Raw genomic sequence first — 21,604 nt, forward strand, 5'->3', positions numbered from 1 at the left:
CCCACCACTCGTGGGATGCGCCCACGACGAGCAGGGTCCGCCTGGTCATCGGACGCCGGCCTCCACGATGAAGTCCTTGATCCACTGCACCTGTTCGGGCGAGAGGTCGCGCACGGCAGCCATGGAGGCATCGGCTTCATCGCCGAGTTGCGCGAGCGGTTCCTCACCCAGGAGCTCCGTCGCCTGCTCGAGGAACTCCTCGTCCTCGACGACCTTCGCCATGGCATCCTGCAACGCCGCCTTCGCCTCGTCAGGCGCGTCGGAGTGCACCCAGTAGTTCCGAAGAAGGTTCGTCTGCGCCGTGGTCATGGCGCGATAGATGTCCCAGCCCATCCCGTCGGCGCGCTTCCCGGTCGATTCCTCGTACGCCTCGGGCATCGTCGGCAGGTCGGGAAGCGCCGGGTCACGCACCACCTCGCCGTCGATGACGTATCCCTGGGTCATGAGTGGGGTGATCTCACCGTCCTCCTCGAGGGGACGGACGTTGGTGAGGTAATGCGATGACGTCGAGTTCCCCATGCTCAATTCACCGCTCAGGACCGCCGCCGTGATGGATCCGCCGCCGTCGTATCCCATGAGCGGCTGGAAGTCGGCGATGCCGAGTTGGTCGAGCGCGAACACGCGCACCGACTCCGACGCGTTCAGCTCCAGACCGCCGTAGTACACGGGGGCCGTCGATGCCGTCAGGTCGTCGAGAGACCCGATGCCGGCCTGGGTGCTGCCGAAGATCGTCATCCCGCCGCCGAATGCAACCAGCGTCTCGAACTCATCCGGGTCGAACTGGACGCCTTCCGTGTCCAGCAGGGTCGACGCGATGATCCCGCCGGATCCCATCGCCAGGTGGAGTCCGCTCGAGTGATCGGCTCGCGCGAAGCGGTTCAGGCCTTCCTTCTGCGCACCGCCGGGGACGTTCTCGACGACGACCTCTGGATTGCCCTCGAGGTACTCCGAGAGATAGCCCGCGAGCATCCGGCTGAAGGTGTCCGATGCGCCGCCGGCGTCGAACGGCACGATCAGGGTGATCGTCTTGCCGTCGTAGAACGGACCCTCGGCGTCGTCGGCGGCACTGCTCTGCTGATTCGTCACCCCGCAGCCCGCAAGCGTGAGGATCGCGGCTGCGCCGGCGGCGAAGCCCAGCATGATGCGTTTCTTCGGTGACATCTTCGTCGACCTCTCTCTCATGGTGAGGACAGCCGGGAGCGGCCATCCCGTCGCGATGGCACATCATTGCACACAATTTGCTCCGTCTGCTATACAAGAACGACGAAAGGACATGCAACATGGGAAATCCGCTGGACGGCTCGACCGCCGAACTCGGCCGCGTCGACGCGGCCGTCGGGCCTGCGGCGGAATTCCTCCGGCTCGCAGATTCAGCTCTCGCGGCGGACGATCACGACCGCGCGTACGACGCGTCCGTGCAGGCCATCTGCGCCTATCTCACGGGCGATCTCAGCGACCGGCGGGCGATTCTCACGGCCCTTGCCGAGGTCCCGGCCGTCTCGAGCCGTCGAACGCAGCTCTTCCGGAGGCTCGAGTCCGTCGCCGCCGGCACTCGCGTCCTGATCGCGATGCGGCGGGATGCCCTCGCGTACCGGCTCGAAGAGCCGTCGATGGACGCGGTGGAGCGGGACCTCCGGCAACAACTGTCCACATCCTTCGCACCGGCGAATCTGGTGTTCCGGGCCATCGACGGGTCGAGTCCGGCCACGGTCCTCGAGCACGTCGTCAACCACGATGCCGTACACCCGATCAGCGGGTGGGATGAGCTGCGCCGCCGACTCGGGCCAACCGATCGGCGATGCTTCGGCCTGTTCCACCAGGCGCTCCCCGATCGTCCCGTGGCCTTCACGGAGGTCGCCCTGACATCCGAGATGCCCACCTCCATCGATGGGATCCTCGATCCCGATCGCACCCCGGTATCCACCGAGCGTGCGACATCGGCCGTGTTCTACTCGATCTCCAGCAGCGAGCCCGGGCTGCGCGGCATCCGATTCGGTGAGGCGCTCCTCGAACGCTCGATCGCCGCGCTGCATCGGGATCTGACCCACCTCCGCGCGTTCGTCACCCTTTCGCCGATGCCTGGGTTTCGCCAGTGGCTCGCCGATGCCGTCGCGTCGGGGAGCGCCACCGATGACCTTGCGCGGCTGCATCGAGGATTGGAGCGCGGCCTGCCGCCGGCCGACGGTGACGATCGGCTTCGCCGTGCCGCCGAGGCGTACCTGTTGTCCACGACGCGCGAAGACGGGCGTTCCACCGACCCCGTTGCGCGGTTCCACCTCGGCAACGGCGCCCGACTCGAACGGATACAGCTCGGAGCCGACCTGTCGGCGCGGGGCCGAGCGCAGTCGTTCGGCGCCATGGCGTGCTACCGATACGAAGGGCCATCCGCATGAACCCAGCCGGCGCCAACCTCTTCAGTCAGCTGTTCCCCGCCACCGGTGATGATGCCGTGGCGGCCGTCATCTCGCCGGATGGCGAACGCATCGAGTACGACGACCTCTCACGACTCGCCGGATGCTACGCGAACGCACTCGTCGCTGCGGGGCTCCGACCCGGCGACCGCCTGATGGCCATCACCGACAAGAGCGTCGCGGCGATCGTGCTCTATCTCGCCACACTCCGCGCGGGCGGGATCTACGTGCCCGTGAACACCGCGTACACCCGCGCTGAACTCGAGTACTTCGTCCACGACGCCCGGCCGGCGATCGTCGTGGGCGATCCGACCCGAGAAGCCGAGCTCGTCGCCCTCTGCGCGCGTCAGGAGACCCGGCTGCTGACGATGGACTCCGCAGGGAACGGGACCCTCCAGCTCGCCGCGCGCGATCTTCCGTCGGACCACGCCGTCGTACCGGTGGAGCCCGACGACGTCGCGGCGATCCTCTACACCTCCGGCACCACCGGGCGCGCCAAGGGCGCCATGCTGAGCCACGGCAACCTCCTGGCGAACGCCCGCGCGCTGCGATCGGCATGGGCGTTCTCGGCCGACGACGTGCTCGTACATGCCTTGCCGATCTTCCACACCCACGGCCTCTTCGTCGGGCTCAATGTCTCGTTCCTCTCGCGAGCGTCGATCATCCTGCTGCGGCGCTTCGACCCGCACGTCGTGGCTGCGCAACTCCCGCGCGCGACCGTGCTGATGGGGGTGCCCACCTACTACAGCCGCTTGCTGGCGGTGCCCGAGCTTCCCGGACTGTGTCGACGTGTGCGCCTGTTCATCTCCGGTTCCGCTCCGCTGCTGCCGGCCACGCACGGAGCGTGGCGAGCACGCACCGGACACGACATCGTCGAGCGGTACGGCATGACCGAGACGACGATGATCACCTCGAACCCGCTCGACGGCCCCCGCAAGCCCGGCACGGTGGGCAGGCCACTGCCGGGAGTGACGGTGCGGATCTCCGATGCCGATGCGCACGGCATCGGCATGATCCAGGTCGCGGGTCCCAACGTCTTCCGGGGCTACTGGCAGATGCCCGAGAAGACCGCCGCGGAGTTCACGGCTGACGGGTTCTTCATCACCGGCGACCTCGGCAGGATCGACGACGACGGGTACCTGCACATCGTCGGTCGCGAGAAGGACGTGATCATCACCGGGGGCTACAACGTCTACCCCAAGGAGGTGGAGAGCGTCATCGACGCCTTCGACGGCGTCGCCGAAACAGCCGTCTTCGGGCTCCCCGACCAGGACCTCGGCGAGCGCGTCATCGCCGCGATCGTGCCCGACGGGGGCGCCGTCATCGAACGTGCGGCGCTCGAGCGGTACCTGGCGGACCGACTCGCCCGCTACAAACGCCCGCGCGAGGTCGTCTTCGTCTCGGAGTTGCCGCGAAACGTGATGGGCAAAGTCCAGAAATCCGTCCTGCGGGGCGATCCGAGGGTGGGCCTGGCCGCGACACCGAACGAACCGGCTTCCAGCACGCCGCATCCGGAACTCACGAGGAAGAAGCAGACCACATGAGCAACAGCCAGGCAATCGCGTACCCGGCGACGGCTGACGAGGGGGGCGACCTGATCACCGTCCACGACCCCACCGGCTACCCGCCCGAGGTGAAGGGGAAAGCCCCCGCCGCACGCCTCGAGACGCTCGATGGACGCACGATCTACCTGGTCGACAGTCGATTCGACGACTCCATCGAGTTGCTCAGGCAGGTCGAGGCCTGGTTCCGGGAGCACATGCCCACCGTGACCGTTCGAGTCGTGCAGTTGGCATCGACCTACGCGAAGGACGATCCCGAGCTCTGGGAGCGCATCCGCGCCGACGGCGACGCTGCGATTCTCGGGGTCGGCCATTGCAGTACGTGTGCACCGGCGGTCTCGACGCACGCGATCACGCTCGAGACCAAGTACGGGATCCCGACCGTCGCAGTGCACACCGAGAAATTCGAGAAGGTGGTCAGGTCCGTGACCCGGATGGGCGGGCTGCCGCAGGCCCCGCTCGTCTTCGTACCGCAGCCCGTCATGGGAAAGCGCCCGGATGAACTTCGCGCGTACGTTCATGGAGCCGATCCCATAACAGGACGTGCCGTGATGCAGGAGATCGTCGAAGGACTGACGCGACCGATCGCCCAGTCCACCGCGGACCTCCCTGCGGGGAAGACCAGCGAGAAGCGCTTCGTGGCACCGGCTCGAAAGGATCGGCTGCACGATCTCTTCCTCGAGCGCGACTGGACGGACAAGCTGCCCATCGTGCTGCCGACGGAGCGGCGGGTCGCCGAGATGCTCGCCGGCACGAGCCGCCGTCCCGACGAGATCGTCGGACGCATGGAGCCGACCGAGAACCGCGGCGCATGGAGCTACACGGTCGAGAAGGTGGCCGTGAACGCGGTCATGGCGGGCGCGCGGCCCGAGTACCTTCCGGTCATCCTCGCCCTCGCAGCGAGCGGCCGAACAGCGCGCGGCAGCACCTCGAGCTCCGGAGCCGCCATGGTGGTCGTCAACGGACCGGTGCGTTCGGAGATCGGCATGAACTCCGGAACCGGTGCACTCGGCCCGTACAACCACGCGAATGCAACCATCGGTCGTGCGTATGGTCTGTCGTCGCAGAACCTGCAGGGCGGTTCCGTGCCCGGCGAGTCGTTCATGGGATCGCTCGGCAACAACTACACGTACAACAACATCACGTTCGCCGAGAACGAAGAGCGAAGCCCCTGGGAGCCGTTGCACGTCCAGCAGGGATACAACGACGACGACAGCACGGTGACGCTCTTCTTCGGAGCCCGCTCGACGACCTTCAGCCTCGGCCTTCGTGAACAGCATTGGCGCGAACACGTGCGTGACATGCTGCTCGGCACCGACGCCGTGACTGGACCCGTTCTGCTGCTCGACCCGATCGCCGCCCGCCAGTTCGTCGAACGTGGCGGCTTCTCGAGCAAGGCCGACCTCATCGGGTGGATCCACGACACGGCGAAGATGCCGGCCGGCCGGTACTGGGACCTGCAGCTCGTGCAGAACTACATCTACCCGCGGGCGACGTTCGGCGAGGAGCCGATGGCGAGCGGACTCAGCGCGGCTCCCGAAGAGCCGATCCCGATGTTCCCGCTGGAGAACATCAATGTCGTGGTGGTCGGCGGCGAGACGAACGGCTACTGGCAGATCATGGGCGCGCGGCACACGGCCACGGTGTCGGTCGATGAGTGGCGCTGAGGGGGACACCATGTCGGAGAGCTACGACCTCATCGTCATCGGCGCCGGAGTCGCCGGCCTGACCGCCGCCCGCGACGCGGCACGGGACGGCGCCCGCGTGCTGCTGCTCGAACGGTTGGGCGTCGGCGGTCAGGTGAGTTCCGTCGAAGGCATCACCAACTTCCCCGGCCTGCCGGGACCGATCGCCGGCTACGACATCGGGCTGCACCTGCTGGAGGAAGCAGAGGCCGCGGGCGCGGACGTCGTCCTCGCGCAGGTCGACGCGATCACGCCCGATGGTGCCGGGTACCTCGTGAGCGCCACCGACGAGGATTACCTCACACGCACGGTGATCGTGGCGGCGGGCTCGGAGCGCCGCACGCTCGACGTGCCCGGCGAAGCAGAGTTCGAGGGTCGCGGGATCTCGCATTGCGCATCCTGCGATGGTCCGTTCTTCCGTGACAAGCGCGTGATCGTGGTGGGTGGCGGGGACTCCGCGTTCGATGAAGCGCGGATCCTCGCCGGCCAGGCACGGGAGGTTCTCGTCGTCCATTCCGGCGCCACCCCGACGGGCCGGCCGGAGATCGTCGAGCCGACCGTGCGCCTGGACAACGTGAGCCTCAGGCCTGACTCCGCCGTGACCGGTATCCGAGGCGGCGACACCGTCGACACCGTCACGATCCGAGACCGGGCCACGGGCGCCGAAACCGAGGTCGCGGCACAGGGCGTATTCGTCTACGTGGGCCTCGAGCCCAACACCGAATGGCTCGCCGGGTTCCTGGATCGCGACGAATCGGGACGACTCGTGGTCGATGACGACCTGGCCACGTCGCGCCCCGGCGTCTTCGCGGCTGGAGACATCCGCACCGGCACCGCGGCGATGCTCACGCACTCGGTCGCCGACGGCGAACGAGCGGCCCGAGCAGCACTGTCACATCTCGCGGGCGACGAGCGCGGCCGCGCTGCAGCGGCGACGTAAGCTGCTGGTGATGATGAAGCAAAGCCGCGCGCTCGAACTCCGGGACCTCATCGAACAGGAGATCGTCACGGGCGCGTTCGCCCCCGGCGAGCGGCTCGACGAATCGATCCTCGCGAACCGGTTCAACGTCTCCCGCACGCCGGTGCGGGAGGCGCTGAAGCACCTCGCCTCCACGGAGCTCGTGGAGATCCAGCCCCATCGGGGCGCCTTCGTGAAGGTCATCACATTCCCCGAGATGCTGAACATGTTCGAGGTGATGGCCGAGCTCGAGGGCATGTGCGCGCGACTGGCGGCACGTCGCCGTACCGACGACCAGCTCGGAGAGCTCGAGGCCGCGCAGGCCGCCTGCGAGGCCACGCTGGCATCGGGTGACGCCGACGAGTACTACTACGCCAACGAGCGGTTCCACGCACTCCTCTACGAGGCGAGCGGCAACGCGTTCCTCTCTCGTACGGCGGCGTCGCTGCAGACCCGCCTCAAGCCGTTCCGCAGACTCCAGTTGCGCGTGCCGGGTCGCATGGCCACCTCCTCGGCGGAGCACGCCGCCATCCTCGCCGCGCTTCGCCGGGGCGAGGGCGACGTCGCCGAGCACCTCGCCGAGAGCCACGTGACCGTGCAGGGCGACCGCTTCAGCGACTTCCTCGCGGCCCTCGACGCCAGCTCGATCAAGAGAGGGGGGAGCTGACGGGGCGCGAGCCGACCGTCTCTCTCGTTCTCTGCCCGGCTCGCAGTGCACGCTGCCGAGCGGATGCCGCGAGCCGACGACCTCGGCTCGCGGCATCCGTCGCTCGGGCTCAGCGCTCCTTCACGTAGGTGAGCGCGTTCTTGTAGGAGCTCACGGGGATGACGCCGACGGGCACCGCCTCGACGTCGACGCGCACGCGCAACTGCTGGCGCACCGCCTCCTCGGCCGCGGCGAGCGCGCCCGCGGTCTCGCCGCGATCGACGCCGTCGCGCACCTCGACTTCGAGCGGGATCGCGTCGTCGAAGCGCACCTGGTCGGCGGTGTCCTTGCGGATCCGCATCGTGCCGGTCAGGTAGGGCGAGGCGAGGTCGAGCACGATGTCACGGATCGCGGTCGGGTACACGTTCATCGCCTTGTAGATGAGCATGTCGTCGGTGCGTCCGATGCAGCGGATCATCGGCGACGTGCGTCCGCACGGGCAGTCGACGGCGACGACCTGGAGGTGATCGCGCGAGCGGAAGCGCACGACGGCCGACGACTCGCGCGTCAGCGTCGTGTACACGGCCTCGCCGAGCGCGCCGACCTCCCACGGCACGTGCTCGTGCGTCTCGGGGTCGATGAGCTCGACGAGCACATCGGGGGCCGCGGTGAAGTGCATCCCCTGGCCGACGTGGCACTCCGACCACATGGCGGGCAGCACGTCGCCGACGCCCATGAGCTCGCTCACACGGCTCGCACCCCACGCCTCGAGGATGGCGCGGCGGATGTGCGGCACGCCCGCGCCCGGCTCGCCACCGGCGATGACCGTGCGCACCGAGAGGTCGGCGGCACTCCGGCCGAGCTCCTCCTCGCAGCGCTCGGCGAAGTGCGCTGCGAACGATGCGGTGCTGACGAGCACGTTGACGTGGAGCCGCTCCATGCCGAGGGCCATCCGCGGAGTCGTCTGGCCGCCGATCCACGCCAGCGTGCCGCCGGCCTCGCGGATGCCGTCGGCGAACGGCAGGCCGCCCGCCACGATGGGCATGCTCGTGGTGTGCGCGACGACCGAGCCGGGCGCAACGCCCGCAGTGCGGTAGCAGTTGGCGATCCCGAAGCTCCATCGGCGGACGTCGCCCGGCGTGAGGCCGAAGAACACCGGGGCACCGGTGGTGCCCGACGAGCTCGTCACCTGCATGAGCTCGCGGATGTCCACGAGCTGGAAGGCGCCGAGCGGTCGTTCCGCCGTGGCCTCCAGCTGCGCCTGGCGCAGGTCCTCCTTCACGGTGAAGGGCACGGCGAGGAGATCGTCGAGATGGGTGACCTCCCGGGCGTCGCCGAGGCGCTCGGCCCAGACGTCGTAGCCGCGCAGCCGCGCGAGCATGTGCGTGAACCCGGCGAACTGGTGCTGCTGCAGGGTCGCCCAGGGCATGGTATCGATCTCGGGGTTCCAGAGTTCGAGGGTCGCGTCGGCGGGTCTGGTGTGCGTCATCGCGCGTCCCGTTTGATGCCGGAGCCGGCCTGGCCCATGTCGCGCGGGGCGAAGCCGCCGCCGTCGACGGCGAGCACCTGACCCGAGATCCACCGGGCCTGCGGCGTCGACAGGAAGAACGCCGCCGAGGCGATGTCCCACACGTTGCCCTCCGTCTTCATGGCGACGTTCTGGCGGCGAACCTCGCGCTGTTCCTGGCTGATGCCGCGTGCCGCGAATGCGCCCCAGATCATGCCGACGCGTACGCAGTTGACTCGGATGCCGCGGGGTGCAAGTGCACCGGCCGCGCCGACCGTGAGCTTCTCCAGCGCGGTCTTCGCGATCGCGTAGGGACTGCCCGGCCCCCGGCCCTCGGCGGCGCCCGAGGAGACGGTCACGATCGATCCGCCCGTGGCCATGTACGACTGCACGTGACGCATCAGGTACCAGGCCGACGTGAGGTTCACGGCCATGGCCTTGTCCCAGATGTCCCCTGCGACGTCGAAGATGCCCTGTCCGCCTCCCCCGCCGATCGAGTCGGCGACGACGTCGATGCGGCCGAAGCGCTCGTGCACCTGCTTCACGGCGGTCTCCACCGATTCGTCGTCGGTGATGTCGACGACGAACACCTCGGCCTCGCCGCCGGCGTCCCGGATGGCATCGACGGTGCGCTGTCCGGCGGCGGTGTCGCGATCGAGCACCGCCACGGCCGCACCGCTGCGCGCGGCCAGCCACGCGAACGCGAAGCCCACGCCGCCTTCGGGGCCGCTGAGTCCGCCACCCGCGACGAGGGCGACCTTCCCGGTGTGCCAGGGCGGCTGTGCCGTGGCGAGCTCGTCATCGAGCGGCACGGGCATCTGCCCGGCGTCGTCGGTCATGGTGCGTTCTCCTTCTCGTCTCGCGCCATCGCGAGATCTCCTCTTCGTGCCCGCCGGTCGGCGAGCGTGCCTCATCGAACCGAGAGGCGTGGATCCTTCGTGCCTGTCCACAATGACTATCCGGCAGGGTCCGGGCCGCGTCACGGGGGGTTCCGCGAGATGGAAAGCCCTCGCCCGGCTCAGAGCAGGCCCGCTCGACGTCGCTTGAACTCGACGGTGCGCGGATCGAGCTCGGGCTTCTTCTCCGCCAGCGCGTGCGAGATGCGGTTCGCCGTGGCACGCACGAAGTCGACGAGCTTCATGGGATCGTCGCGCTCGGTCAGGTAGACGACGCCCAGCGCGGTCTCGACCCGTCCGTCCTCGTTGCAGATCGGAGCCGCGACGACGCCGGCCTGCATCGACACGAACTGCCGGGCGATGGCGAACCGGTTCCTGCGCACCTCGGCGAGCGTGCTGCGCAGCGTGTCCGCGTCGCCGATCCCCTGCGGCGTGAGCCGCTTGAGCGGCTGCTGCACGTACTCGTCGACGAACGACTCGCCGGCGTATGCCAGCAGCACGAGTCCGGTGGCGGTGACATGCAGGTCGAGCCGGCCGCCGATGCGGCTCTCACCGGTGAGATTCGCGTGCGCCCGCAGCACGTCGAGGTAGACGACGTCCCGGCAGTCGCGCACCGCGAGGTGCACGGTGAGCCCGGTCAGCCGGTGCAGGTTGACGAGATGCGGAAGCGCCCGCTCGCGCAGCCGGAGTGCCTGCGTCGATGAGGAGGCGAGGTCGAGGATCTTCCGGCTCAGCCGGTATCGGCCCTGGTCATCGAGCTCGAGCCCGCCCCACTCGAGAACCTCCTTCGCCAGCCGGTGGGTCGTCGTGAGCGAGAGGTCGGCGTATCGGCTGATCTCGGAGAGCGTGAGGGCGCCGCCCCCGCGCGAGAACGCCCCGAGGAGGGCGAGCACGCGCGCGGCAGCGGTGCGCTTACCCGGTTCGGGTTCGGGGTCGGGGTCGGCAATGTCGTCGATGCGTCCGAGTCCGTCGGATCGCGGCTGGATGTTCGCCATATTGCAGCTCCTGTCTTCGCTGACAGCGCTTCCGAATACCGCTGAATGAGGGAGCGAGTACCTATGAGGATAGGGGAACGAGTGGCACGGAATCGAGACTGAGAAATGCCCGCGCATTCCTGGAGGCGATGTTCTCGTAGTCCTCGGCGGCGAGCTCCACCGCATCGATCGTGTCCGCGAGCTGCGCCGGCCGCGGCATCGCCGGGAAGTCCGTGCCCAGCACCACGCGGTCGGAGCCGAGGTAGTCGACGACGAACTTCAGTCCGCGCGGATCGAAGACCATCGAATCGTAGAAGAATCGACGGGCGACCACGCTGGGCGGCTCGGCAGGGCGAGTGTCCTCGGGCTGCTGGGCCCAGAAGTAGTCCGCTCGCGCCAGCATGAGGGGCAGGCCGCCCGCGGCATGGCTGAACAGCACATGCTCGAGCGAGCAGGCATCCGCCATGCCGCCGAAGAGCAGGGACGTCGCACCGCGCGCCCCTTCGAGACCGACGCCGATCGACGCGCGCAGCGAGGTGGGAAGCGCGACCTCATCCATCCTCGGCATGGTGTGGATGAACACCGAGATTCCCAGGCGGTCGACCTCCTGGAAGAACTCGGTGAAACGGGCATCGCCGATCGGCACGCCGTTGACGTGCGAGGCCACCTCCACCCCGCGCAGGCCGAGGTCGCGAAGGTGCCCGAGCTCCGCCGCGGCGAGCACCGGGTCCTGCATGGGCACGATGCCGAGGCCGTGGATCCGGCCCTCGCCGTCGCGAACATAGCGGGCGACGACCTCGTTGACGTACCGGGCGATCGAGAGTCCGAGCACCGGAGCGATCGTGTAGTTCAGGAGCGGCGGCATGGGCGAGACGATCTCCTCGTCGACCCCGGCGGCATCCATCGCCTCGATGCGACGTTCGACGTCGAACCAGATGTCCTTCGCCGTGAACCTGGTGGCGCCGAACATGAGGGTCCGGGCCGTGTCGTGGTCGATGGCCTCCATCCGGGGGAAGCCGTCCTCCTCGGGGAAACTCTTCGGAATGATGTGCGCGTGGGCGTCGATGATCACGTGTACCTCCTGGGGTCACTCTCGACCCACTCGAAGGATTCTCGAGGGCGACTTTTCACCCTGCGGAATGCGAATCCACCGGCCGCTCGCGCGCCCGGGGAGGCTACGGTGCCTCGGCTAATCGACCGTCGTCAGCGCCCCACCCGACCGAACAGGCTGGCGATCGGCGCGAGCACCATGGGTCTCGCAGCGATCCATGCCGCCGCGATCAGCACGAGCGACCCGACGAAGAGCGCGAACCCGACCCAGTCGGTCGCCTCCCTGGCCGTGTAGATGTGGTTGAGGTTCCGCAGCGCCCCGGTGGTGAGCACGAGGGTGACGTGCACGACGATGAACGCGACGAAGTACAACATCACCGGGAAGTGCACGGCGCGTGCCCACTCGACCGGGTAGATGCGGTTCAGGGTCGCGGCGTTCTTCGGCCACAGCCCCGACATGCGCACGCCGGTGAGCGCTGCGAGCGGCGCGGCGATGAAGATGGTCGCGAAGTAGGCGAGCACCTGCAGGCTGTTGTAGTTCACCCAGCCGTTCTCGAGCGGCCAGTCGAGCGAGAGGTACTGCAGGCCCGCCGAGATCGCGTTCGGGATGACCTCCCAGCTCGTGGGCACCACCCGCATCCACTGACCGGTCGCGAACAACAGCACGACGAAGATCACCCCGTTCACGAACCACAGGATGTCGAGGGACTGGTGGAACCAGGCGTTGAGGCTGATCTTGCCCGCGCCGCCCTTCGACCAGCGCGGCGTCCAATACGCGGCCGGCCGCCGCTCGAGTCGAATCTGGAGGCCCGAGCGGATGATGAGCACGATGAGGAAGACGTTGAAGAAGTGCTGCCAGCCGAGCCAAGCCGGCAGGCCCACCGGCGCTCCCTCGGGCAGATGCGTCTCGCCGGGGTAGGTCGCCATGAAGTCCTGCATGAAGTCGAGCCCGATGAACCAGCGGGTGAGTTGCACGACGATGGTGGCCGCGCCGATGATCGCGAGGATCCCGATGACGGATGCTCCGACCCACTGCTTGAGGGTGAGCGGGCCGTACCGCTTGGCCTCGGATGCCGCGGGGGCAGCCGCCGAAGCGGGAGCCCCCACAGGTGCGGGTGCGGCCGCGCGCGCGGCGGCCGGGGCCACCGGCTTGACGGCCGGCGTCGGAGCGGGTGTCGCCGGCTGCGGAGGCGTGACGGTGGTCTGCGCAGCGGTGGGAGCGGCCGTCGTGGCGGCGACCGGTTCGAGCGTGGGTGCGGGCGCAGCCGCAGGTGCTGCTTCGGGTCGCGGAAGACCGCGCCGCACCCCGGGCTCGGCTGCCACCTCGGCGACGGATGCCGCAGCCGCGGGCTGGTCGGTCGGCGCCGGAGCTTCGGTGACCGCGGGCTCGGCCGGAGTTGCGGCCGGCGCGACGGCCGTGGATGGGGGCCACGGCTCTCCCCCGGCAACGCGCGGAAGGCCGCGGCGCAGGGTTCGTCCCCCGGTGGCGGCAGGCGCCGTGGCGGCGGGCGCGGCAGGCACTTCGACGGCGGGCGAGGCGATCGCCGGCGCGGGCGCCGCTTCGGCAGGGGCGGGCGGATGCTCCGTGGTCGGCGCTGCGGCGGCATCCGTCGCCATCGTCGCTGCGACCGCCGGAACGTCGCCCGATTCGGGCCACGGACGACCGCCCGGTACGCGGGGCAGGCCGCTTCGAAGGCGGCGAGTACTCGACGCAACCACCGGGGCCGCGGGAGCCGTCGGGGCCTCGGCGCTCGCCGCGACCTCGGGCGCGACATCGGGTGCGACGTCAGGTGCAGACGACACCACGGCCGGCTCCACTGGCGTCTCGACCCGTGCCGCGGTCACATCGGCGGGCGCGTCGCCCGCGGGCGGCCACGCCTCACCCCCGCGTTCGCGCGGCAATCCTCGACGAAGCGTGCGCCCGTAGGTGGCCACCGATCACTTCTTCCGCTCATCGAGCGCCCTGATCAGCTGCGGCACGATGGTGAACACGTCGCCGACGACGCCGAAGTCGGCGACCTCGAAGATGGGCGCGTCGGGGTCCTTGTTCACGGCGACGATGGTCTTCGCCGTCTGCATGCCCGCCTTGTGCTGGATCGCACCCGAGATGCCGAGCGCGACGTACAGCTGCGGCGAGACCGATACACCGGTCTGGCCCACCTGGTGGCTCTGCGGGATGTAGCCGGCATCGACCGCGGCGCGCGAGGCGCCGATCGCCGCACCGAGGGTGTCGGCGAGCTGCTCGACGAGCGCGAAGTTCTCGGCCGAGCCGAGCCCGCGGCCGCCCGAGACGACCTTCGTCGCACCGCGCAGCTCGGGCCTCGTCGAGGTCGCGGTGACCGCCTCGAACGAGTCGATCGACGCGGCCGCCCTGCCCGACGCCTGGGGCTCGAGCGTCTCCACGACGACCGGGCGCGCCTCGGCACGAGCATCGACGGCGCCCTGACGCACGGTCACGACCAGCGTGCCGAAGGTGGCCGCGGAGTCGACGTTGTACGCCCCGCCGTAGACCGAGTGGTGGGCGATGATGCCCTCCTCGTCACGGGAGAGGCCCACCGCGTCGACCGCGAGCGCCGCACCGGTGCGGGCCGCGAACCGTCCGGCCACGTCGCGCCCCTCGATCGAGTTCGAGATGAGCACGGCGTCGGGCGACACCGCGGCAACCGCCGTGGCGAGCGCGTCGGCGAGCGGCACGGTGAGCTGCGCGGATGCCGCGTCGGTCTCGACGGTCAGCACCCGCTCGGCACCGGCGGCGGCGGCCTGTTCGGCGATCGCCTGAGCCTGCCCGGCTCCGGTGACGACGAGCGCCGCCGGCGTGCCGACGAGCGAGGCGGCGCCGAGGAGCCCGGCGGCGCTCTTGGCGAGGGCGCCGGTCGGCGTCACCTCGAGGAGGACGAGGATCGAGTCTGCTGCGTAGTCGGTCATGATCGTCCTCTCAGGCCAGACGGTTCTCGATGAGGAACTCGGCGATCTTCGTACCGCCGTCGCCCTCATCCGTGATCTTCACGCCCGCGGAGCGCGGCGGCTTCTCGGTGATCGCCGTCATGATCGACGCGGCGACCGAGAGGTCCTGCGGGTCGACGCCGACATCCGACGTGGTGAGCGTCTCGAACGGCTTCTTCTTCGCCGCCATGATGCCCTTGAAGTTCGGGAAACGGGCATCGGGCAGCGCCTCGGTGATCGAGATCACGGCCGGGAGCGGCGCGCTCAGGCTCATCGTCCCGTCATCCGTGGTGCGGGTGCCCGAGACCGAGTCGGCGGCGATCTCGACCGTCGACAATGCGGTCAGGTTCGGCACCTCGAGCAACTCGGCGAGCATCGCCGGGAGCACCCCGCCGCTGCCGTCGGTCGAGAGGTTGCCGGCGATCACGAGGTCGAAGCCGGTCTTCCGGATGCCGGCGGCGAGCGTCCGCGCGGTCAGGCCCAGGTCGGCGCCGGCGAGGCCCATGTCGGCGATCTGCACGGCGGATGCCGCACCCATCGCGAGCCCCTTGCGGATCGTCGTCGCGGCACGCTCGGGAGCCATCGACATCACCACGACCTCGGCCTCGTTCTTGTCGGCGTGGGAGAGGGCCACCTCGAGGGCGCGCTCGCCGATCTCGTCGAGCACCGGCTCACTCGCGGCGCGATCCGCGAGCCCTGTCTCGAGGTCGAGCTTGCGCTCCCCGTAGGTGTCGGGGACCTCTTTCACGAGGACGATGATCTTCATCAGGCGCGGGTCCTTTCCCTCATCCGGCGAGCGGCAGCGCTCGCGGCACCTAGTTAATCATGCCTAACCCAGATTCGCCTTCGCGAGCGGCGATCTCGCACGCGCGGGCTCGGCTCGCGATCACGCCGACCCGTCGACCAGCCTTCGCCCGACGATCAGCCGCATGATCTCATTGGTGCCCTCGAGGATCTGGTGCACCCGCAGGTCGCGAACGACGCGCTCGATGCCGTACTCCCGCAGGTAGCCGTAGCCGCCGTGCAGTTGCAGCGCCGAGTTCGCGACGCCGAACGCGGCATCCGTCGCGAATCGTTTCGCCATGGCGCACGCGGCCACGACGTCGGATGCCCCCTCATCGAGCTTGATCGCCGCGCGCTGCAGCAGCGCCCGCGCCGCCTGCAACTCGGTCTCCATGTCGGCGAGCGTGAACACGACCGACTGGTTGGCGGCGAGCGGAGCGCCGAACGTCTCGCGCTCATGCACGTAGCGGAGCGTCCGGTCGAGCGCCCACTGCGCGCCGCCGAGTGAGACGGCGCCGATGTTCACCCGGCCGCCGTTGAGCCCGCGCATGGCGATGCCGAAGCCGTCGCCTTCGGCGCCCAGGCGGTTGGCGACCGGCACGCGCACCTCGTCGAAGAGGACCTGGCGGGTGGGCTGCGCGTGCCAGCCCATCTTCTCCTCGTTGCGTCCGAACCCGAGTCCCGGAGTGCCGTCGGGCACCACGATCGCGCTGATGCCCTTGGCCCCCGGCTCCCCCGTGCGGGCCATGACGATGTAGAGGGCCGACGATCCGGCGCCGGAGATGAACTGCTTGACGCCGTTGATGACGTAGTCGTCGCCGTCGCGGCGGGCCGAGGTTGTGAGGGCCGTGGCATCCGACCCCGCCCCCGGCTCGGTGAGGCAGTAACTGCCGAGCTCGGTCATCGCGGCGAGGCCGGGAACCCAACGCCGGCGCTGTTCGTCGTCGCCGAACGTGTCGATCATCCACGTGACCATGTTGTGGATCGAGATGTATGCGGCGATCGTCGTGTCGCCCTTGGCGAGTTCCTCGAACATCGCCACGGCGTCGAGCCGCGAAAGGCCCGACCCGCCCACGTCCTCGCGCACGTACACGCCGCCGAGGCCGAGCTGACCGGCCAGGCGCAGCGTGTCGATGGGGAAGTGGTGCTCCGCGTCCCAGCGTTCGGCGTTCGGCGCGAGTTCCGCGTCGGCGAACTCGCGCACGGCTTGAATCAGGGCATCGCGCTCTTCGGTCATGGTCCCGTACGGGTCGGCGCCTCGCCGGGATGACGAAGCTCGATGCTTCCTTGATACCGGATGTCGCGGCCGGGGCGACAGGGCTGGCCGCAGGTTCGAGGAACGACGTGGAGCACTGGGCGGAGGAATGGTTCCCGTCAGCGGCGCGTTGCTGCTGCTATGTCGACTACAGAAATGGAAAGCGCCGTGGACGCTTCGGATCATCGCGGGACCGTGCTCATCGTCGGTGGCGGTGAGGGTCTTGGCGCCTCAGTTGCGCGGGCGTTCGCGCGGAGGTCGTATGGGGTCGCCCTCGCGGCGCGTACTGCGGACACGGTGGATCGTGTCATGGAAACGCTTCCCGGGTCAGGTCCCCGCTTGAGCCTCGTCGCGGATGCCTCCAGCGATGAGGATATGGCGCGGGTGGTACATGAGACGCGTCAGAACCTCGGCGAGATCGACGCGGTCGTCTACAACGCCGCCGCCATTCGAGCCGACGCACCCGGCGACCTGACCTCGGCCGAACACCTGCGTCTCTACGACGTGAACGTCGTCGGCGCACTGCGTCTGGCGAAGTTGACGCTGCAGCGGCGAGCGGCCGGCGAGCGGGCCCTGACGTTCATCGTCACTGGCGGCATGCCGATCGCCAAGCCGTCGTATACCAGCCTCTCGCTGGGCAAGGCGGCCCTGCGCGCCCTCACACACGCGCTGGCCGAGGAATATTCCGCTGACGGCATCCGTGTCGGCATGGTCACCATCGACGGCGGCATCACGCGAGGCACGAACCTCGACCCGGATCGCATCGCCGAGGAGTACTGGCGCTTCCACTCGAGCCCGACACCGCCGTGGCGTGGGGAGCTCGTACTGACGCCGTGACCGGTCCCCTGGGTGCTCGCAGCGGCATCGAGTCGGCTTGCCGTATCCGACGTTGTCGATTGCCGAGCGAGACCATCACGTCAGCAGAGGCTCGGCGGCCAGTATCGGGGTGGTCTGTGCAGAGGCGATGCGCCATGCTCCTCGCTCCTCCACCAGCACATAGGTGAGTCGGGCTCGTGTAGGGAAGGCCATGTCGTGCCGATCCTCGGGAACTCGCTCGTCCAAGATGTGCTTGAGACAGCGAACGATCGCGACGTTGGGAGTCAGGAATCGGACTTCCTCGATCTTCGATCGAGTGTGAACGTCGGCGAGGGGCGTCGTCAGCGCGGCATTCATTGCTGCTGCAAGCTCGGCGCGGCCGGATACGCGCCTCCCGGACAAGTTGATCACGGCCGTATCGGGAGTGTGAAGTTCGACGAATTGTTCAGTGTCGGACTGATGAAGCTCGGCAGCTTCGACAACGCTGCGCACCTGTGTTTCCTGATCATTCATGGTTTGCTCCCAACCGGAGCGAGGCGCTCCGCAATGAGGCTATCACCAAGGGGAGCGAATCGCTCCGGTGCCGGCGTTTATGATTTGTGGATGACACATCCTCCGGCCAAACGTCGACCGGAGGCGATGCGCAACGATCGCGCGCTCCTTGTCGCAGCACGAGAAGTACTGGAAGTCCACGGGGTGCACGCGTCGGTTGCCAGGATCGCCGACCGAGCGGGAGTGGGCATCGGCAGCCTCTACCGCCGGTACCGATCCAAAGAGGAGCTCTTCCAACGCCTGTGCGCGATCGCACTCGCCGACTACCTTGCCGCTGCCAGGGCGGGGCTTACCTTTGACGACCCCTGGCATGGCCTCCTTCACTACGTGAATCTCTCGATCACTGAAGGTCCGGGCGCGCTCTCGTCCATTGCGGGGACGATTACCGTGACCGCTGAGATGGCGGAGCTGAGTCGGCTCGGAGACGAGGCCGTAGGAGCCCTGGTCGCTCGCGCTCAGAAAGCCGGCATCGTGCGGCCCGACATCACACCCGTTGACCTCGAGTTGCTGATCGAGCAACTGTCTCGGTCGCCACTGCTGGAGCAGCTGAAGAGACAGGGGCGAGATGACCTCTCCGCCGCCGCTGTGGCAGCACGATCCCGAACCATCGCAATCGCCGTAGACGGGCTCAAGGTCGGAAAGCGAACCGACCTCCCCGGCGAGTCTGCTGGGTACGAATTGTTCTGGGAGCGCTGGTCCGTCATGCCGGGCGAGGGCGGGACTCCGACCCACGACACCATCGAGTGATTCAGGCGCCTGCACGAATCAACGGTGCAGACCAGCACACCGTCGGATCGGGACTCTCCTCGTACCCCGCCGTTCTCACGTTCGGGTCAGCGCTGACCCGCGCCCTCCACGATGTCCTCGCCGTCGGCGCGATGGGTCGCGGGAGCCTCCCGCCGACGATGTACGGGCATCTCGAGGAAGTAGGCGCCGAGCGAGCCCGCGAGCGTCGCGACGATCACGACCAAGTACACCAAGAGCGCCACGTGCAGGAGCCGCGTCATCGCGGGCTTCCCCCTCCAGAGGGGCGCCGGTGACCGTCGCGAGCGCGGACTGATACAGGGCCTCACCGTAGCTGATGCCGTCACTCATGAGGTAATGCAGCTGGCTGGCGGCGAGGATGACTACCGCTGACGGCTCCGAGCCAGGCCGGGCGTTCCATCCACTACTGGGTCGAGGTCGACTCGAGCCCAGCGGCCAGTCGAAACAGAGAACGGTCGAATTGGCCGGATGCTCACGGATAGCGGCGCTCGTCAGCTTTCGAGTAGTCGAGCTCGGCGGTCACGCGGCCGGCCCGGGCGCGGTCGACCCAGTCGGCCGTACGCAGTAGAGGTCGGCCGATAGCGACGAGATCGAACTCGCCGTCCCGCTGGCGCTCGGCGAGTGCCTCGAGGGACGACGGTGACGCGGGGTTGCCGAACGCCGACTCGTGCCGCAGTCCGATCGAGCCGACCGTGATCGTCGGGAGGCCAGTGAGCGCCTTCGCCCAGCCAGCGAGGTTGCGCTTCGGGTGCGCGTTGGGGAACGCGGGCTCCCAGAACCGCCGTTGCGAGGCGTGCAGCACGTCCACGCCCGCCTCGACGATCGGGCGCAGCAGCCCACCCAGCTCCTCCGGCGTGCGAGCGACCCGCGCGGAATAGTCCCGCTCCGCGAACTGCGAGAAACGGTAGATCAACGGGAAGTCCGGCCCGACGGCCGCCCGCACTGCCGCGACGGTCTCCGCCGCGAAGCGGGCCCGCTCGCGCGGTCCGCCGCCGTAGGCATCCGTCCTGCGATTCGTGGCCGGCCACAGGAACTCATGGAGGAGATAGCCGTGCGCGCCGTGCAGCTCGACGCCGTCGAAGCCGATCTCCTGTGCGAGGCGCGCGGCCGCGCCGTATGCCTCGAGTGTGTACTCGATGTCGTCGACCGTGAGCGGACGGCCATTCGGCGAACCGTCGGGAGCGACGCCGGAGGGCGTCAACGTCAGCGGGCTCGTCGACGGGACGCGCTCGCCGCCGAGATGCCAGAGCTGCGCGACAATCTTCGACCCCTCCGCGTGGACGGCCTCGACCACGCGGCGCCATGGGCCGGCGGACGCATCGTTCAGCCTCGGCACCGCCGGATCGTGGTGCGCGCTCGCCCCCTCAATCGCGATGCCCTCCGTCACGATGAGTCCGACGCCGCCCGAGGCCCGTCGCGCGTAGTACCAGGGCATGTCCGGTGCGGGCACGCCGTGAACGGCCCGCTCGCGAGTCATCGGCGCCATGACGAAGCGGTTCTCGAGCCGGAGACCGGCTACGGTCGGCGTCTCGAAGAGGGGCGTCGTCCACGGCGGCTCGGTCGGGCAGACGGCGACGCCGCAAACCTCCATCGCGGCGGGTTTGCTCGACGGGCCGGATTCCAGGTGCGTTGGAGCAGTCATGTCGTTACGCTATTCCTTCACATCAATGTGAAGGTCAAGAATGAAGGTCGGGGCCTTGTGTGTGCGCCCGCCGTCAGCCGGCGCATATTAACTAGCCTTGCGATGTGAGCGCTGAACTCGATGACTTGGACCGGGCCCGCGCGCGCTATCCGCTGGGTATCCACGTCGTCGGCCGGGTCAGCCACATCCTGAGGCCCGGCGCGATCGGCGTGTTCGTGGACCTGGGCGAGCCGCCCGACGGTTGGGTGGACGTTCTGAGCCTGCCGACAGATACCGCGCATTGGCCATCTGTTGGAGCCGTGATGACGTTCGAGGTCATCCAGCACACACCTGGCCAGGTGCGTCTGTGGCCGCTCGAGCCAGAGTCCCCGCCCCCGGACGCCTCGATTCGCTCGGCCGAGGTGCTGTGGACCCGGTATCCGGTCGGCATCGAGTTGGACGCCGTCGTAGAAGAGGTGTTCCCGTCGAACCGCGAGTACGCGGTCAGATTCGGTGACGACGAGATCACAGTCGAGTGGACCGGTGAGGCCCCGGCGCCCGGAGACGTGCGACGGCTCCGCGTCATCCGGCATCTCGTATCTCCGCGAGCGCTGGTGGTCGAGCCAGTCGAGGAGATCGGCACGAGCTGAGATCGTCTCAGGTTCGGTGGAGCTTTGTGCCGGCCTCTCGGCACGCGACATCGCCGAGGACATCGGCCACGAGAACCCCTCCATCACGCAGGACGCCGACATGGCGAAGAACGCCGAGAGCGCCCGCGCCGCGGCGGCGATGGGCGCCTACCCCGGCGCGTGAATCTGCGGGGGCTGGTGCTGGGACGGCGTACCCGATAACACGGCGAAGGCCCGAACTTCCGCAGAGATCCGGGCCTCTGGTAACGATTTCCAGTAGCGAGGGCGGGACTCGAACCCGCGACACCACGGAGGCGACCGGGTCGTTCTCGAGTCTTTCCTCGCGATCCAGAAACTTCGAATGATCTCGGACTGGCCCGGGATTCCTTGAGAGAACGGATGCTGCGGACACGACTCTACCCGGACAGCTGGGAACGCTTGGAGAGGGTTCGAATCGATATTCGTCGAATAAGGGTGCCCGCATCAAGTCTCTGGCGCTGCCTTGTCCGGATGGACGCACAACCCCACCCGCTATCGTCCAGGTGTATTGG

General features: G+C 68.7%; 21 protein-coding genes. 9 read left to right on the forward strand and 12 right to left on the reverse strand.

Annotated elements, in window-relative coordinates; all coding sequences use genetic code 11:
• Positions 1 to 45 precede the first annotated feature (45 nt).
• The gene (locus AB0K73_RS18270) at positions 46 to 1,161 is read right to left on the reverse strand and encodes a hypothetical protein (protein WP_360517889.1); all 1,116 of its coding nucleotides are present in this window, start codon (positions 1,159 to 1,161) and stop codon (positions 46 to 48) included.
• A 119-nt stretch (positions 1,162 to 1,280) separates the two neighbouring features.
• Between AB0K73_RS18270 and AB0K73_RS18275 the strand changes: the two genes are divergently transcribed.
• The 5 genes from AB0K73_RS18275 to AB0K73_RS18295 are packed head-to-tail and all read left to right on the forward strand — an operon-like array spanning position 1,281 to position 7,283.
• The gene (locus AB0K73_RS18275; protein WP_360517892.1) at positions 1,281 to 2,393 is read left to right on the forward strand and encodes a malonyl-CoA decarboxylase family protein; all 1,113 of its coding nucleotides are present in this window, start codon (positions 1,281 to 1,283) and stop codon (positions 2,391 to 2,393) included.
• Positions 2,390 to 3,955: an AMP-binding protein gene (locus tag AB0K73_RS18280; RefSeq protein WP_360517895.1), complete on the forward strand. Its 1,566-nt coding sequence runs from the start codon at positions 2,390 to 2,392 to the stop codon at positions 3,953 to 3,955. Before AB0K73_RS18275 ends, AB0K73_RS18280 begins: the two co-directional genes overlap by 4 nt.
• Positions 3,952 to 5,640 (forward strand): UGSC family (seleno)protein, encoded by a 1,689-nt coding sequence (locus tag AB0K73_RS18285; RefSeq protein ID WP_360517898.1) that lies wholly within the window; start codon positions 3,952 to 3,954, stop codon positions 5,638 to 5,640. The genes AB0K73_RS18280 and AB0K73_RS18285 overlap by 4 nt, the downstream gene beginning before the upstream one ends.
• 10 nt (positions 5,641 to 5,650) lie before the next feature.
• Positions 5,651 to 6,598, forward strand: coding sequence for an FAD-dependent oxidoreductase (locus tag AB0K73_RS18290; RefSeq protein WP_360517901.1), 948 nt, complete (start codon positions 5,651 to 5,653; stop codon positions 6,596 to 6,598).
• Between the two features lie 10 nt (positions 6,599 to 6,608).
• Complete coding sequence (locus tag AB0K73_RS18295; protein ID WP_360517904.1) at positions 6,609 to 7,283, forward strand: GntR family transcriptional regulator; 675 nt, start codon at positions 6,609 to 6,611, stop codon at positions 7,281 to 7,283.
• A gap of 109 nt (positions 7,284 to 7,392) precedes the next feature.
• Here AB0K73_RS18295 and AB0K73_RS18300 read toward each other — a convergent pair whose 3' ends face one another.
• From AB0K73_RS18300 to AB0K73_RS18335, 8 genes are all read right to left on the reverse strand, one after another.
• Positions 7,393 to 8,751, reverse strand: a complete 1,359-nt coding sequence (locus AB0K73_RS18300; RefSeq protein ID WP_360517907.1) for a hypothetical protein — start codon at positions 8,749 to 8,751, stop codon at positions 7,393 to 7,395.
• The gene (locus AB0K73_RS18305) at positions 8,748 to 9,608 is read right to left on the reverse strand and encodes an SDR family oxidoreductase (RefSeq protein WP_360517910.1); all 861 of its coding nucleotides are present in this window, start codon (positions 9,606 to 9,608) and stop codon (positions 8,748 to 8,750) included. The genes AB0K73_RS18300 and AB0K73_RS18305 overlap by 4 nt, the downstream gene beginning before the upstream one ends.
• A 179-nt stretch (positions 9,609 to 9,787) precedes the next feature.
• Positions 9,788 to 10,660, reverse strand: a complete 873-nt coding sequence (locus tag AB0K73_RS18310; RefSeq protein WP_360517913.1) for an IclR family transcriptional regulator — start codon at positions 10,658 to 10,660, stop codon at positions 9,788 to 9,790.
• A 61-nt stretch (positions 10,661 to 10,721) separates the two neighbouring features.
• The gene (locus AB0K73_RS18315; protein ID WP_360517916.1) at positions 10,722 to 11,711 is read right to left on the reverse strand and encodes an amidohydrolase family protein; all 990 of its coding nucleotides are present in this window, start codon (positions 11,709 to 11,711) and stop codon (positions 10,722 to 10,724) included.
• 131 nt (positions 11,712 to 11,842) lie between these two features.
• Positions 11,843 to 13,624, reverse strand: coding sequence for a cytochrome b/b6 domain-containing protein (locus tag AB0K73_RS18320; protein ID WP_360517920.1), 1,782 nt, complete (start codon positions 13,622 to 13,624; stop codon positions 11,843 to 11,845).
• A 3-nt stretch (positions 13,625 to 13,627) separates the two neighbouring features.
• Complete coding sequence (locus AB0K73_RS18325; RefSeq protein WP_360517923.1) at positions 13,628 to 14,614, reverse strand: electron transfer flavoprotein subunit alpha/FixB family protein; 987 nt, start codon at positions 14,612 to 14,614, stop codon at positions 13,628 to 13,630.
• A 10-nt stretch (positions 14,615 to 14,624) separates the two neighbouring features.
• Positions 14,625 to 15,398: an electron transfer flavoprotein subunit beta/FixA family protein gene (locus tag AB0K73_RS18330; protein ID WP_360517926.1), complete on the reverse strand. Its 774-nt coding sequence runs from the start codon at positions 15,396 to 15,398 to the stop codon at positions 14,625 to 14,627.
• 120 nt (positions 15,399 to 15,518) lie between these two features.
• Positions 15,519 to 16,652, reverse strand: coding sequence for an acyl-CoA dehydrogenase family protein (locus tag AB0K73_RS18335; RefSeq protein WP_360517929.1), 1,134 nt, complete (start codon positions 16,650 to 16,652; stop codon positions 15,519 to 15,521).
• A gap of 174 nt (positions 16,653 to 16,826) precedes the next feature.
• Between AB0K73_RS18335 and AB0K73_RS18340 the strand changes: the two genes are divergently transcribed.
• Positions 16,827 to 17,507, forward strand: a complete 681-nt coding sequence (locus AB0K73_RS18340; protein WP_360518353.1) for an SDR family NAD(P)-dependent oxidoreductase — start codon at positions 16,827 to 16,829, stop codon at positions 17,505 to 17,507.
• Positions 17,508 to 17,582: 75 nt separating this feature from the next.
• Here the strand turns inward: AB0K73_RS18340 and AB0K73_RS18345 are convergent, their stop codons facing one another.
• A complete protein-coding gene (locus AB0K73_RS18345; protein ID WP_360517932.1) occupies positions 17,583 to 17,999 on the reverse strand; it encodes an SgcJ/EcaC family oxidoreductase in 417 nt (138 codons plus the stop codon).
• A gap of 90 nt (positions 18,000 to 18,089) precedes the next feature.
• Between AB0K73_RS18345 and AB0K73_RS18350 the strand changes: the two genes are divergently transcribed.
• A complete protein-coding gene (locus tag AB0K73_RS18350; protein WP_360517935.1) occupies positions 18,090 to 18,785 on the forward strand; it encodes a helix-turn-helix domain-containing protein in 696 nt (231 codons plus the stop codon).
• Positions 18,786 to 18,871: 86 nt separating this feature from the next.
• On the opposite strand, the gene AB0K73_RS18355 is transcribed toward AB0K73_RS18350, so the two are convergent.
• Entirely contained in the window at positions 18,872 to 19,045 is a 174-nt protein-coding gene (locus AB0K73_RS18355; RefSeq protein ID WP_360517938.1) for a hypothetical protein, read from the reverse strand.
• Positions 19,046 to 19,275: 230 nt separating this feature from the next.
• Positions 19,276 to 20,445 carry a 12-oxophytodienoate reductase gene (locus AB0K73_RS18360; RefSeq protein ID WP_360517941.1) on the reverse strand — a complete coding sequence of 390 codons (1,170 nt, stop codon included), beginning with the start codon at positions 20,443 to 20,445 and terminating at the stop codon, positions 19,276 to 19,278.
• Positions 20,446 to 20,549: 104 nt separating this feature from the next.
• On the opposite strand from AB0K73_RS18360, the gene AB0K73_RS18365 reads away from it, so the two are divergent.
• The gene (locus tag AB0K73_RS18365; RefSeq protein ID WP_360517944.1) at positions 20,550 to 21,074 is read left to right on the forward strand and encodes a hypothetical protein; all 525 of its coding nucleotides are present in this window, start codon (positions 20,550 to 20,552) and stop codon (positions 21,072 to 21,074) included.
• Positions 21,075 to 21,090: 16 nt separating this feature from the next.
• Positions 21,091 to 21,237 (forward strand): hypothetical protein, encoded by a 147-nt coding sequence (locus AB0K73_RS18370; RefSeq protein ID WP_360517947.1) that lies wholly within the window; start codon positions 21,091 to 21,093, stop codon positions 21,235 to 21,237.
• The last annotated feature ends 367 nt before the right edge of the window (positions 21,238 to 21,604 follow it).

Source organism: Agromyces sp. NPDC052230 (genome assembly GCF_040679595.1).
Taxonomy (GTDB): Bacteria; Actinomycetota; Actinomycetes; order Actinomycetales; family Microbacteriaceae; genus Agromyces.